Consider the following 13,304-nt stretch of genomic DNA (forward strand, 5'->3'; position numbering starts at 1 on the left):
GGAAAACCCTTCAAGCTCGCCATGATCGCCACCGTGCGAAAGCTCATCACCATCCTTAATGCCATCGCTCGCTCAGACCCCGCTTTCGCTCAATAACGTCCACGGTTGCTTGACCCGGCATCCAATCCGTGTGCCGCGAAGCCGACGCTCTGGACCCCGGCACGGAGCCGGGGTGACAATGTGTTGCCTTGAAAACGAAAATGGCCCGGCATTGCCGGGCCATCTCGTTTCGTGAGCGGCGCTGCGCCTCAGGCGTCGAAGACGATGACCGAGCGGGCGAGTTCGCCGCGCTTCAACTCATCGAATGCATCGTTGATCTGATCGAGCTTGAGACGGCGCGAGATCATCTCGTCGAGCTTGAGCTTGCCGGCCAAGTAGAAGTCCACGAGGCGCGGCATGTCGACGGGGAAGCGGTTCGAGCCCATGAGCGAGCCCTGGATCTTCTTTTCGCCGAGGAAATCGGCGCCATGAAGCTCGATATTCACGCCGACCGGGATCATGCCGATGATATTGGCCGTGCCGCCGCGCGCGAGCATCCGGAAGGATTGTTCCGCCGTCTGCTTGAGTCCGATCGCCTCGAAGGAGTGGTGGACGCCGCCCTTGGTCAGCTCCATGACCTGCTGCACCGGGTCGCCGTCCTTGGCATTGACGACGTCGGTGGCGCCGAACTGCTTGGCGAGATTGAGCTTCGAGCCCTGCATGTCGATGGCGATGATGCGGCCCGCGCCCGCAATGGCCGCGCCGTTGATCGCGGCGAGGCCGACGCCGCCGCAGCCGATGACGGCGACCGTCTCGCCCGCCTTGACGCTCGATGTGTGAATGACGGCGCCGACGCCGGTCATGACCGAGCAGCCGATGAGCGCGGCGCGGTCGAGCGGCATGTCCTTGCGGATCGACACGCAGGCATGCTCATGGATGAGCATGTATTCGGCGAAGGAGGAGAGGTTGAGGAACTGGTTCATGGGACCAGCGTCCTTCGAGAGCCGCGGCTCGTCGCCCGCTTCGCGCTTCGTCTCGGGGCTCACGCAGCGCGAGAGATGGCCGGTGAGGCAGTGCTCGCAATGGCCGCAGTAAGCCGAAAGGCAGGTGATGACGTGGTCGCCGGGCTTCACCGTGTGGACTTCGGAGCCAACCTGCTCGACGATGCCCGCGCTTTCATGCCCGAGCACGGCGGGCAGCGGATAGGGGTAGGAGCCTTCGACGAAATGAAGGTCCGAGTGGCAGACGCCTGCAGCCACGGTGCGGATCAGCACCTCGCGGGGGCCAGGCTTGTTGATCTGGACGTCTTCGATGACGAGGGGTTTCTTTGTTTCGCGTAGAACCGCAGCCTTCATGGATAGATACCTCCTGACCGGATCGTTATGGATTGTGTGGTTGCCGGTTTGTGGCCGATGTTGACCTGCCGTCCCGGCACGGTCAATGGCGAAGGCTCGCGGCATGGGGCCTTTGCATTCCGGCGCTTTCTGCGAGAATGAGCGGACCGCTGCCCGGAGATTTCCCATGCCGCTTCGTCGCCGTTTCGCCGCTCTCGCCGTCTCGCTCGGACTTGCGCTCGCGCTTGCCGGACCCGCCGATGCCGCTCCGTCGGCTGCCGCTGAGGCCATGTTCAATGCCGGAATTGCCGCCTACAGGGTCGGCGATCTTCAGAGGGCGGCAGGCGATTGGGGGAGGGCCGCCGAAGGCGGTCATCCGATCGCCGCATATCTGGCCGGCCAGCTTTACGAGCAAGGGCGCGGCGTGCCGCGCTCGGAGGCGACCGCCTTCCATTATTACTTGCTGGCGGCCCGCGCCGGGCATGCGGAAGCGGCGGTGAAGGTCGGCCTCGTCTATCGCGATGGCAACAAGGAACTCGGCATCAAGCGGAGCTATCCCAAGGCCTTCGAGATGTTCGAGAAGGCGGCGCTCGCCGCGCTTCCCGAGGCGCAATTCTACCTCGCCGACATGTATCGCCGCGGGCTCGGCGTACCGATGCAGCGCTCGGAGAGCCTGCGCTGGCTCATTCTCGCGGGCGCCAAGCATCATGTGCCGAGCCTTCTCGAACTGGCGCGCATCCATTTCGATGGCGACGGCGTCAATCAGGACCGCGTCGTCGGTTGGTCGTTCCTCGATCTCGCATCGCGCTTCGCGCAAGGCGACGAGGCGAAGCGCGTCAGCGCCGCGATGGATAAATATTCGCGGCGCGTGCAGGAAAGCGAGCGTGAGCAGGCAAAGCAGGTCGCCGACGACTGGCTCGCGAAACATTCCTGACGCAAGGCGCCCGTCCGCTCAGCCGAAGATCGTCTTCTCCTCGCCGAACCAGAGCGGCGACCTTGAGAAGTCGATGAATTTGGCTTCGTCTTCCAGAAGCTCGCGTCCGGCCGCGATCGCCTCGGGCTCTGTTCCCGTGGCCGCGAGATCGTCGAGGTTCGCCCACCAGAGCTGCGCGACGCCGTCATAAATGGCAGGCGCCTCTTCGAGGCTTCCGGCGCGGCTCGCGCGGATCGGATCGGTCGCGGCGAAATCGCCGGTATGAAGCTGGACATAGCGCTGGATACGGAGCGCCTTGCGGTGCCGTGCAACGAGCGGCCCGTGCTTGTTGAGCCAATAATCCTGAAACTCGACGCGGCTCATGCCGGGCTTTCTCGTCAGGCAGTAGGTAATCTTGATCATTGGGGCGCCCCTCTTTTGTTTGTTATTCTGAATTGCCTTTGGAGAGCATGGCGCAGCAGAAGGGTTGGTCAAGGATCATGCGTATCGCGGTCGGCGGATTTCAGCACGAGACGAACACTTTTGCGCCGTCGAAGGCGCCTTACGCCGCGTTCGAGCAGGCGGATTCCTGGCCCGGCCTTAAGCGCGGCAAGGCGTTGCTCACCGCTTTCGACGGAATGAACATTCCGATCGCGGGTTTCATCGCGGCGGCAAGTGCCAGAGGGCATGCGCTTAAACCCCTCGTCTGGTGTTCGGCGACGCCGTCTGCCCATGTCACCGAGGAAGCCTATGAGCGCATCGTCGAAATGCTGCTCGACGATCTCGGCTATGCGGGCGAAATCGACGCCGTCTATCTCGATCTTCACGGCGCCATGGTGACGGAGCATCTGGAAGACGGGGAGGGCGAGCTTCTCAAGCGCGTCCGCGCGGCTGTCGGGAAAGAAATTCCCCTCATCGTCAGTCTCGATCTCCACGCCAATGTCACGCAGGCGATGCTCGATCATTCCGATGCGCTGATCGCCTACCGAACATATCCGCATGTCGACATGGCCGAAACGGGAGCACGGGCGGCGGCTCATCTCGAGGCGATTTTCGCCGGGCTTCCGCGCCAGGCGAAGGCCATGAGGAAGATCGACTTTCTCATTCCGCTCACGGCGCAATGCACGCTGGTCGAGCCGTCGGCGCATATCTATCGGCAGGTCGCGGAGCTTGAGGGGGCAGTGCTCGGCAATGGGCGCGTCAGCAGCGTTTCGTTCGCCGGCGGATTTCCGCCTGCCGATATCAAGGATTGCAGCCCGGCCGTGATCGCCTATGCCGATACGGAAGCTGCGGCCATCGCCGCGGCGGAGCGGATCGCAGGCGAGATCGCGGCATGCGAGGGCCGGTTTCGCGAGAAGCTCTGGTCCGCGCGGGACGCGGTCGCCTACGCCATTGAGCACTCAAAGGCGCAAGCGGGCGCAGGGCCCATCGTGCTCGCCGATACGCAGGACAATCCCGGCGCGGGCGGAAATGGCGACACGGTCGGCATATTGCGCGAACTCATCGCACAGAAGGCGGAGCGCGCGGCGCTCGGCGTGCTCTTCGATCCGGAGGCGGCTCAGGCCGCTGCCGCCGCTGGCGCAGGCGCGCGCGTGAAGCTCAGCCTCGGCGCGAAGACGGGCGGCGCGGATGAAACGCCCATCGACGATGAATTCGAGGTCGTCCGGGTGAGCGATGGCGAGTTCCTGGCGACGGGGCCCTTTTATGGCGGCTCGCGGATGTCGCTCGGCACCACGGCACGGCTCCGCAAGGGCGGGGTGGAAGTGGTGGTCGCCTCGCGCAAGGCCCAATGCGCGGATCAGGAAATGCTCAAGCATATCGGCATCGATCCGGCCGGGCTGGCGATCCTCGTCGTCAAAAGCTCGGTGCATTTCCGCGCGGATTTCGGCCCGCTCGCCCGCGAGGTTCTGGTGGTCGAGAGCCCCGGCCCTAATACGGCCGATCTGTCGAAGCTCCGCTACAGGCATTTGCGGCCTGGCGTGCGGGTGATGCCGCTCGGCGAGCCCTTCGCGGGCTGAGGGCGCATCAGCGCTCGAGCGCGCCTTTCCGCACAGGGAGCGCGGGGTCGAAACCGTGCATCCAGCCGATGCGCGATCCCACATGGATCTGGAAGGAGGGCTCCACCGCGTCGGGATCGTCGAGCGTCGCGGCGGCAATGTCGGCGCTGCGGCCTCGATCCTTGAGATAGCGGAAAAGGATCTGCGTGCCGCAATCGGGGCAGAAGCCGCGCTCGGCATGTTCCGAGGACTGGCGGAATTTGAGCGTGCCCCTGACGATGTCGAAATCGTCTTCCTTCACCGTGAACCAGGTCACGACGGGCGCGCCCGATGCCTTCTGGCACATGCGGCAATGGCAATGCGCGCAGCCTTCATATTCGCCATTCATCCGGTATCGCACCGCGCCGCAAAGACAGCCACCTTCAAGCGGAAATCCCGGCATGGGCGCCTCCCTTGGTCAGATGTCGAATTCGGCCCAGATAGGAACGTGATCGGATGGTTTCTCGCGGCCGCGCACATCCTGGTCGATGTCGCAGGCGGCCAGCCGGTCGGCGGCTTGCGGCGAGAGAAGAAGGTGGTCGATGCGGATGCCCTGGCCCTTCTGCCAGCGGCCTGCCTGATAGTCCCAGAAGGTGTAGCGATGAGGCTCGGCGTGGCAGGCGCGGAAGGCATCCGTGAAGCCGAGATTGAGAAGCTCGCGCAGCTTCGCGCGCGATTCCGGCTGGAAGAGCGCGTCGCCTTCCCATGCCTTCGGATCGTAGACATCGTCCGTTGTCGGAATGACGTTGTAGTCGCCCGCGAGCACGAGTGGCTCTTCGTATTTCAGAAGCCGCTCGGCATGGCGGTGCAGCCGGTCCATCCATGAAAGCTTGTAGGTGAATTTTTCCGTGCCGATGGGATTGCCGTTCGGCAGATAGATCGAGGCGACACGCAGCGCGGTTCCGTTCACCGGAACGACCGCCTCGATATAGCGGGCATGGTCGTCGCCGTCGCCTTCGGGAAGCCCCATCGACACATCCTCGAGCCGGAACTTCGAGAGGATGGCGACGCCGTTATAGGTTTTCTGGCCGTGGATCGCGAGGTTGTAACCGAGATCCTCGATCTCCATCCGCGGGAACGTATCGTCTGTGCATTTCGTTTCCTGCAGGCAGACGATGTCGGGGTTCGCCTCCTTCAGCCAATCCTTGAGATTGCCGAGGCGGGCCTTGAGCGAGTTGACGTTGAACGAAGCGATTTTGATCATGGCACCGCAATCTTGCGCATGGCCCGCCGCTTGACCAGTGAAATATCCTTAGGTACCTGCACCGTTAACCCCCTGCACGAAAAGGGAATTGACGCCGTGCCAGCTTCATCCGAGCATAGTCCGAAGATCGTCTGTCGCCTTTGGGGAGGGGGACATAGATGGTGATGCGAAGCGTGGTGCCCATGCCCGCGAAGCCGCAGATGCGAAGCCGCAGTTACCGCAAACCGGCGAACATGACGGAGCGGTGCCTGCTCAGCATTATTGGCGTGCTGGCAGCCTTCATGACGCTGGTGCAGGGGATGCTCGCCGTTCAGGCGCTGCCGCCGGCGATCTTCCATCAAAGCACGGAAATCTACTGGGTGATCGCGGCGTTCGGCGTGTGGCTGCCGTCGATCTGTCTCTTCGCTTCGATCCTGGGCGTCGTGATTCCCGGCTGGGCCTCGATGCTGATGCTGGTCGTCTCGCCGATCGCCTCGATCGGAGGCTATATCTTTTACACCTACGCTCCGATCGAGCCTCTGCTGCGGCAGGTCGCCATGGGGGCGGGCTAGGCTTGCATCCGCGGGCGTCCGGGCGGCGTCAGACCGAAAATCCGCTCAGACCGAAAATGACGTGCCGCAGCCGCAGGAGGCGACGGCGTTCGGATTGTGGATCTTGAACGAAGCGCCGATCAGGTCGTCCACGAAGTCGATTTCCGCGCCTTCGAGATACATGGCCGAAACCGAATCGACGAGGACGGTCGCGCCCGCGCGTTCGAGCACCACGTCGTCCGGCGCGCGCGTGTCGTCGAGCGAGAAGCCATACTGGAAGCCGGAGCAGCCGCCGCCCGAGACGGAAACGCGCAGCATGACGCCGGCGCCTTCGCTGGCGACGATCTCGTTGACGCGCAGCGCGGCGCGTTCGCTCAGCGTGATGGGCTTGCCTGTTCCCGGCCGGATTTCCGTCAGAGCATCGCTCATATAACCTCACATCCGCCCGCTGCCTCCAGGGCGCGGGCTTTTACCTTGGAACGATAATAAATATAGCTTAACCCAGATGTAGTCCTCCAGACGGAAGTTTTCAAACCCCCGCCTGTTTCCCCGACCTGCTTGCGAAGGACACGCCCTTGCCGCTCCCCAACCCCGCCGCCACAGCCCCTTATGCGACCCGAGCCGAAACGAGCAGGGGGCGCCTCCACAAGGAGGAGGAAAGCGCGACGCGAACCGACTTCCAGCGCGACCGGGACAGGATCATCCATTCGGGCGCCTTCCGGCGGCTCAAATACAAGACGCAGGTCTTCGTCTATCACGAGGGCGACAATTACCGGACGCGGCTCAGCCATTCGCTGGAGGTGGCGCAGATCGCGCGCTCGATCGCCCGTGTGCTGGGGCTCGACGAGGACCTCGCCGAGACGCTGGCGCTCGCGCATGATCTCGGCCACACGCCTTTCGGCCATGCCGGCGAAACCGCGCTCGACGATTGCATGGCGCCCTATGGCGGCTTCGATCACAACGCGCAGACGCTCCGCATCGTCACCAAGCTCGAGCATCGCTACATCGCCTTTGACGGGCTCAACCTCACCTGGGAAACGCTGGAGGGCCTCGTCAAGCATAACGGGCCGCTTCTCGCCGGAGGGAGGACGATGGACGACCTCCCGCGCGCGCTCGCCGAATATGCCGAGGTGCAGGACCTCGAGCTTTCGACCTTTGCAGGGCCCGAGGCGCAGGTCGCGGCGCTCTCGGACGACATCGCCTACAACAACCACGACATCGACGACGGGCTGAGGGCCGGTCTTTTCACCATCGACGATCTGATGGCGCTGCCGCATGTCGGCGATATTTTTCGCGGCGTGATCGACAAATATCCGGGCGTCGAAACGGCGCGCATCATCCATGAGGCGATCCGCCGCCTCATCGGCAGCATGATCGGGGATGTGATCGCCGAAACGAGGCGGAGGATCGATGCGGAGCGGCCTGAAACGGCGGCGGATGTGCGCGCGCTGGGCCGGCCGCTCGTCGCCTTCTCACGCGAGATGAACGATCACAATGCCGTGCTGAAGGAATTTCTCTTCACGCGCATGTATCGCCACTATCGCGTCAACCGCTCCATGAGCAAGGCGAAGCGCATCGTACGCGATCTGTTCGAGCTTCTGCATCGCGAGCCGGAACTCCTGTCGCCGGAATGGCAACAGGGTTGCGACGGGCCGGAAGGCTTCAAGACCGCGCGGCGCGTTTGCGACTTCATCGCCGGAATGACGGACAAGTTCGCGATCGAAGAGCACAGGAAGCTCTTCGATCTCGACGATCCCAGATCCTGAAGCGGGGCGCGACCGCGAGAGATCGCGCCCCCTGAGAGATTCCGCCTTCTGTCACTCAGTGATGCGAGTGATCCATGCCCTCATGCGGCGCCATCAGGTCGAGCGCCGGCGCGGGATATTTGAGCTCGTGCGCGTCGGTGCCGGGCTTCGGCAATTCGTTCCACGACACCGAGCCCTTTTCGCAGGTCTGGGTGACGGGGAAATAGATGCGCATGATCTCCTTGTCTTCCGGCAGTTTGGCGAGGAAGGCGAACTCGTCGAACTGATCGTCGGGGAGTTTGCCGCCCGACCATTCGACGCGCTTCACGCCTTCGCTCACGGGCTTTCCGTGGCTCTCATAGGTCGCGGCATATTTGCCGGTGACCGTCTTCACCTTCCAGCCGGGCTTCGGCATCGGTTTCACGCTGATGACGCCTTCGGGAATTTCGACCGAGACGCGCGTCGTCGCGCTTCCGTCGCAGCCATGCGGCACGCGGAAGACGGCCTTGTAATAGCTGCCCCAGCTCGCCATGCCGGTTTCAAGGCTGACATGGGCCGATGCGGGCACGGAGAGGGCAAGGAACGCGATACCGGCAAGCAAGATACGCTTCATGATAATTCTCCTCAGAACGATGCTGTGATGCCGACGAAGACGCTGCGCCCTTCGCCCGGATAGAAATTCTCCTGGGCGGGGGCGTAGGCGGTGACGGTGGTGTAGTTGGCGATGTAGCGGCGATCCGTGAGATTGCGCGCATCGAGGAAGACGCGCAGGCCCTCGGTTACGTCCATTCCGCCTTCGAGGCCGAAGGTGACATAGCCCGGCACGCGGAGCGTGTTGGCATAGTCGACATATCCGCCATTGGGCACCCAGTTGATTTTCGGCGCGATGTCCCAACCTCGGCCCGAGCTGTAGCGGAGCGCGGCTGTATAGACATGCGGCGGCGCACCGGCGAGCTTGTTGTCGCCATAGGTCGCATCGTTCTCGAACGAGAAGTCGCTGAGCGTATAGACCTGCTCGAAAACGAGGCGGTCGCCCTCGGGCAGCGCGCCCGGCATGCCGACGCGGCCGATATCGAGCGCGAGGCTTGCCTCGATGCCCTGATGGAGCGTCCTGCGCGCATTGAAGGTCGCGGCCGGAATGGCCGGATTGGTGGTGAAGTTCACAAGCTCGTCGCGGACCTCGGCGCGATAGACGGTGATGTCCCAGGCCGCCGCGCCTTCCGAGCCGCGTGTGCCCGCCTCATAGGTGAGCGCGCGTTGCGGATCCATCGGCACGAACTGGATGCCGGCGAGATTCGTCTGGCTGAGGTCGCTCATGATCGGCGGCTCGTAGCTCCGCGTCACATTGGCGAAGATCTGCGCCCCGGATGTCGCGTCCCAGAGAAGGCCGAGCTTCGGACTTGCCGAGGTGAAGTCGGCGTCGTCGTTCTTCGCCGGGTTGAGGTTGTTGCGATAGTCGCGCGTCGCGTTGATGCCCTGAATGCCGGTGACGAGAGCGACCGTGGGCAGGGCGTAGAAGGCGTTTTCGGCGTAGAGAATTGCCGTGGTCGAGATCTGCGTCCCGTCCTGTGTCAGCGCGCCGCGCGAGCCCGCATTGTTCACGAACTGCTTCGCGGTGACGGAGGTGCGTCCGTAGCGTGCGCCGAGCGTGAGGATATTGCGGTGGCCAAACAGGGTTCCTTCGCCCGTGTAGCGCGTGAAGGCGCCGAGATTGGTCGCGCCCTGATCGATCACCTGAAAGATCGGGTGGAAGAGGCTGTAATAGCCCGCATAGGCGCCGACATCGAGCTTGCCGCCGCCATCGAGGGCGAAGGTTGTCTTGTTGGCGAAGCGGAGTGTCCGCGTGTTGCGCTGCTGGTTGCCGCCGCGGGCCGTCGCCGATGCCGATGTGGGATTGTTTTGCGCCGTGGTGAGCGACAGCGTGCCCGGAAGTTCCTGATCGACGGCGTTGTAGTTCAGATAGAAGCGCGTTTCGGCGCCGAGGTTGATGCGCTGGCCGAGATTGCCCGCGAAGCGCGCGGTCTTCTCGCGGCTGTGGTCGCGCCAGCCCTCCGAGGTGAGGCCCGTCACCGTGGCGAAGAAGTCGGTGTCACCAAGGATGCGCGCAACCTCGCCATGGGCGCGCAGCGTGCCGAAGCTGCCGCCATCGACGCGCAGCAGATTTTCGGCCGACGCCGTCGAAGCTGTCGGCGAGACGATGTTGATGGCGCCGCCAAGTGCCGCCGCGCCATATTGCAGGCCGTCGCCTCCTCGATAGACCTCCATGTGCTGGACGGTGAGCGGCTCGACCTCCTGAAAGTCGCCGCTGCCATCCGCGAGGTTGAGGGGGATGCCGTTCAGCAGCAACTCGATGCTGCGCAGATGGTAGCCGCGACTGAGCCCCGCGCCGCGAATCGACAGTCTCGTTTCCTGCCCGTAGCGCTTGCTGGCGAAGACGCCCGGCGTGAAGGCGAAGGTGTCTTCGAGGTTCGTGGCGTATTTGTCCCGGTAGCTATCGGCCGGAATGACCGCCACCGCGCCCGGCACGCGCGCCAGTTCGCGCTTTACAGTGTCGACATCGGGGACGGTGAGGGTTCCGCTGCGAGGCGCCGTCACGATCATCTCGTCGACGAGCGCGTAGTTGCCGTCGGAGGCAGAGGGGAGGGGTTTTGCGGAGGAGGGGGCCGAACCATCGGCCAGGGCGGAAGAAGCGGATATAACCAGGGCAGCAGTCGCAGCCAGCCCGCGCGACGTGGTCGTTCTGTTTTTCATGATGTTTCGAATCGCAAGTGCTCGCGGCCGGCATCAGCCGCCCGGCCGCTTGTTGGCTCGGATTGTGGCGTTGTAGCTTGCGATCAGGCCGGAGGGGCGCGGGGATGAGAGGCGCCGTAATTCGGCGCATCGGCGGGCGAGGCGCCCGTCAGAAGGCTCAGGACGACGGCCCAGTCGGGCTTCGCGATGGCGAAGGCCGCGACGGTCAGCGCCGCGCAGTGATGAAGGCAGGAGAACTTGCAGGCGTCGTGATCGACCGTGGAGGGGTGGACGAGATTGCCGTCCTTGTCGATATAGACTTCCTTGGCTACGCCGTCCGTACAGATGACGGTCTTGAGGAGGTCTTGCGTCGCGGGGCCGGAGAGGCTGTAGGCGGTCGGGACCGCGACATGCAGAAGGATGGCGACAAGGGCGAAGACCCCCAGCGCCCGGCTCCGGACGGACTGAAGGAAATTGCTATCGAGATATGCCCCTGCGCTTTGCATGGTGGCAGACAATCACGTTCAGGCCTGTGGCGGAAGGCGCATTTTGTCGCTAAGGGTTTGCGCACAGAGAGCAATGCAGCTGGAAAGGCCCCTTTCCAGCCGTTAGAGTGCGCGCCCAAAACGGGGCCAGGCGGCAAGACTCATGAATATTTTCAGGCATTTCGAGGAACGGGTCGAGGCGGGGCTTCAGGCCCTCGTTGCGGAGGGCGTGCTCCCGCAGGGGCTCGATCTGAGCCGCATCGCTGTGGAGCCGCCGCGCGACCCGAGCCATGGCGATCTTTCGACCAATGCCGCGATGGTGCTGGCGAAGCCGGCAGGCATGCAGCCCCGTGCCCTCGCGGAGAAGCTCTCGGCGATCCTCGCGGGCGATGAAAGCGTGACCGGGGTTTCGATCGCCGGGCCCGGCTTCATCAATCTCAGGCTCAAGGACGATGTGTGGCGGGCCGCGATCCCGGTCGTCCTTCGCAGCGGCGCCACCTATGGCGCGAGCGACGCGGGCAAGGGCCGCGCCGTCAATGTCGAATATGTTTCGGCGAATCCGACCGGCCCGATGCATGTCGGCCATGTGCGCGGCGCGGTCTTCGGCGATGCGCTGGCCAATCTGCTCGAAAAGATCGGGCACACAGTCTGCCGCGAGTACTACATCAACGATGCGGGCGGCCAGATCGAGGTACTCGCCCGCAGCGCCTATCTGCGCTATCGCGAGGCGCTGGGGGAAACGATCTCGATTCCCGAGGGGCTTTATCCCGGCGACTATCTGAAACCCGTGGGGCAGGCGCTGGCGGCGGAGCATGGCGACGCCCTCGCGGGCATGGAGGAGGCCGAGTGGCTTCCCGTCGTGCGCGATGCGGCCATCGACGCGATGATGGAACTCATCCGCGGCGATCTCGCGGTGCTCGGCATCAATCACGAGGTCTTCTTTTCCGAGCGCGAGTTGCACAAGTCCGGCGCGGTCGAGGCGACGCTGAAGCTGCTCGAGGAAAAGGGCCTCATCTATACGGGCGTTCTGGAACCCCCCAAGGGCGAGCTTCCCGACGATTGGGAGCCGCGCCCGCAGACGCTCTTCCGCTCTACCGCCTTCGGCGACGATCAGGACCGGGCGCTTCGCAAGTCCGATGGCTCGTGGACCTATTTCGCGCCGGACATCGCCTATCACTTCGACAAGTTCAAGCGCGGCCATGGAACGCTGATCGACGTCTGGGGCGCCGACCATGCGGGCTATATCAAGCGCGTGAAGGCGGCCGTCGCGGCGGTGACGGACGGACAGGCGCAGATCGACGTCAAGGTCTGCCAGCTCGTGCGGCTTTTCCGCAATGGCGAGCCGGTGCGCATGTCCAAGCGCGCGGGCGATTTCGTCACGCTGCGCGATGTGGTGGACGAGGTGGGCAAGGATGTCGTGCGCTTCATGATGCTGACGCGCAAGAACGACGCGCCGCTCGACTTCGATTTCGCGAAGGTGATGGAGCAGTCGCGCGACAACCCGGTCTTCTATGTGCAGTACGCGCATGCGCGCGTCCATTCGGTGCTGAGAAACGCGAAGGAAGCGGGCATCGAGCATTCCGATGCGGCGCTGGCCGCGGCCGATCTCGCGCCGCTGACCGATGAGGCGGAGCTCGGCCTCATCAAGCTCATGGGAGCCTTCCCCCGGCAGGTCGAGCAGGCGGCGCAGGCGCATGAGCCCCATCGCATCGCCTTCTATCTCTACGATCTCGCATCCGCCTTCCATGCCCTCTGGAACAAGGGCAAGGAGGACCCGGCATTGCGCTTTATCGTCGCCGAGGACAGGAATGTTACCCTTGCACGGCTCGCCCTGATTCGTGCGGTGGCCAATGTCATTGCCGCGGGTCTCGGGATTCTGGGTGTGGAGCCGGCGGAGGAGATGCGCTGATGTCGGATAGTGACCGCGGATACGGCTACGAGCCCGACGAGGAAGACGACTATTACACCTATGACGCGACGGATGACGACGATGACGGGCGCAGGCGCCCGATCGTCATTCTCGCCATCATTGCGCTGCTGGTGGTCTTCGCCGGTGTGGTGTTCTTGGCCTACAAGCAGGGGCTGAAGCAGGGCGCGCAGGGCAATCCGCCCGTCATCCGCGCCGACGACAGCCCGATCAAGGTCGCGCCGGCCAACCCGGGCGGCATGAAGTTCCCGCATCAGGACAAGACCGTTTACGACCGCATTTCGGGCGCGGATGCGGGCGGCGCATCGGATGCCGAGCATCTGCTGCCAAGCGCGGAAGAGCCCATCGCCGTCCAGCCGAAGGTGGCGGAGGCTCCGGCCCCAGTTCCCGGCGCCGAGGCGGCGCCCGCGCAGCCGGAAGC

13 protein-coding genes and 1 pseudogene are annotated in these 13,304 nt (G+C 64.1%); 6 read left to right on the top strand and 8 right to left on the bottom strand.

Annotation, left to right across the window (positions count from 1 at the left end; genetic code table 11):
• Nucleotides 1–248 precede the first annotated feature (248 nt).
• Nucleotides 249–1,334 (bottom strand): Zn-dependent alcohol dehydrogenase, encoded by a 1,086-nt coding sequence (locus tag WBG82_RS15705; protein ID WP_424425837.1) that lies wholly within the window; start codon nt 1,332–1,334, stop codon nt 249–251.
• A 166-nt stretch (nt 1,335–1,500) separates the two neighbouring features.
• Here WBG82_RS15705 and WBG82_RS15710 point away from each other — a divergent pair, with 166 nt between their 5' ends.
• The gene (locus tag WBG82_RS15710) at nt 1,501–2,247 is read left to right on the top strand and encodes a tetratricopeptide repeat protein (RefSeq protein WP_424425839.1); all 747 of its coding nucleotides are present in this window, start codon (nt 1,501–1,503) and stop codon (nt 2,245–2,247) included.
• Nucleotides 2,248–2,265: 18 nt separating this feature from the next.
• On the opposite strand, the gene WBG82_RS15715 is transcribed toward WBG82_RS15710, so the two are convergent.
• Nucleotides 2,266–2,649: an EthD domain-containing protein gene (locus tag WBG82_RS15715; protein WP_424425841.1), complete on the bottom strand. Its 384-nt coding sequence runs from the start codon at nt 2,647–2,649 to the stop codon at nt 2,266–2,268.
• Between the two features lie 74 nt (nt 2,650–2,723).
• Here WBG82_RS15715 and WBG82_RS15720 point away from each other — a divergent pair, with 74 nt between their 5' ends.
• Nucleotides 2,724–4,244: a M81 family metallopeptidase gene (locus tag WBG82_RS15720; protein WP_424425858.1), complete on the top strand. Its 1,521-nt coding sequence runs from the start codon at nt 2,724–2,726 to the stop codon at nt 4,242–4,244.
• 7 nt (nt 4,245–4,251) lie between these two features.
• Here WBG82_RS15720 and WBG82_RS15725 read toward each other — a convergent pair whose 3' ends face one another.
• Both WBG82_RS15725 and xth read right to left on the bottom strand, forming a co-directional pair.
• Nucleotides 4,252–4,665, bottom strand: a complete 414-nt coding sequence (locus WBG82_RS15725; protein WP_424425843.1) for a GFA family protein — start codon at nt 4,663–4,665, stop codon at nt 4,252–4,254.
• A gap of 15 nt (nt 4,666–4,680) precedes the next feature.
• A complete protein-coding gene (gene xth, locus WBG82_RS15730; protein ID WP_424425845.1) occupies nt 4,681–5,466 on the bottom strand; it encodes an exodeoxyribonuclease III in 786 nt (261 codons plus the stop codon).
• Nucleotides 5,467–5,624: 158 nt separating this feature from the next.
• Here xth and WBG82_RS15735 point away from each other — a divergent pair, with 158 nt between their 5' ends.
• Entirely contained in the window at nt 5,625–6,017 is a 393-nt protein-coding gene (locus WBG82_RS15735) for a hypothetical protein (protein ID WP_424425847.1), read from the top strand.
• 45 nt (nt 6,018–6,062) lie between these two features.
• Here the strand turns inward: WBG82_RS15735 and erpA are convergent, their stop codons facing one another.
• Nucleotides 6,063–6,425 (bottom strand): iron-sulfur cluster insertion protein ErpA, encoded by a 363-nt coding sequence (erpA, locus tag WBG82_RS15740; RefSeq protein ID WP_324297424.1) that lies wholly within the window; start codon nt 6,423–6,425, stop codon nt 6,063–6,065.
• A gap of 146 nt (nt 6,426–6,571) precedes the next feature.
• On the opposite strand from erpA, the gene WBG82_RS15745 reads away from it, so the two are divergent.
• Nucleotides 6,572–7,762, top strand: coding sequence for a deoxyguanosinetriphosphate triphosphohydrolase (locus WBG82_RS15745; protein WP_424425849.1), 1,191 nt, complete (start codon nt 6,572–6,574; stop codon nt 7,760–7,762).
• A 55-nt stretch (nt 7,763–7,817) separates the two neighbouring features.
• Here WBG82_RS15745 and WBG82_RS15750 read toward each other — a convergent pair whose 3' ends face one another.
• From WBG82_RS15750 to WBG82_RS15760, 3 genes are all read right to left on the bottom strand, one after another.
• A complete protein-coding gene (locus WBG82_RS15750) occupies nt 7,818–8,354 on the bottom strand; it encodes a YcnI family protein (RefSeq protein ID WP_424425851.1) in 537 nt (178 codons plus the stop codon).
• 11 nt (nt 8,355–8,365) lie between these two features.
• Entirely contained in the window at nt 8,366–10,492 is a 2,127-nt protein-coding gene (locus WBG82_RS15755) for a TonB-dependent receptor family protein (protein WP_424425853.1), read from the bottom strand.
• 83 nt (nt 10,493–10,575) lie between these two features.
• Nucleotides 10,576–10,977, bottom strand: coding sequence for a DUF2946 family protein (locus WBG82_RS15760; protein WP_424425855.1), 402 nt, complete (start codon nt 10,975–10,977; stop codon nt 10,576–10,578).
• 142 nt (nt 10,978–11,119) lie between these two features.
• On the opposite strand from WBG82_RS15760, the gene argS reads away from it, so the two are divergent.
• Together argS and WBG82_RS15770 are read left to right on the top strand one after the other, a co-directional pair.
• Entirely contained in the window at nt 11,120–12,865 is a 1,746-nt protein-coding gene (gene argS / locus WBG82_RS15765) for an arginine--tRNA ligase (RefSeq protein WP_424425857.1), read from the top strand.
• A pseudogene (locus WBG82_RS15770) lies at nt 12,865–13,304 on the top strand (hypothetical protein); the annotation flags it as partial. The gene argS and the pseudogene WBG82_RS15770, both read left to right, overlap by 1 nt.

Source organism: Parvibaculum sp. (assembly GCF_049671045.1).
Taxonomy (GTDB): Bacteria; Pseudomonadota; Alphaproteobacteria; order Parvibaculales; family Parvibaculaceae; genus Parvibaculum.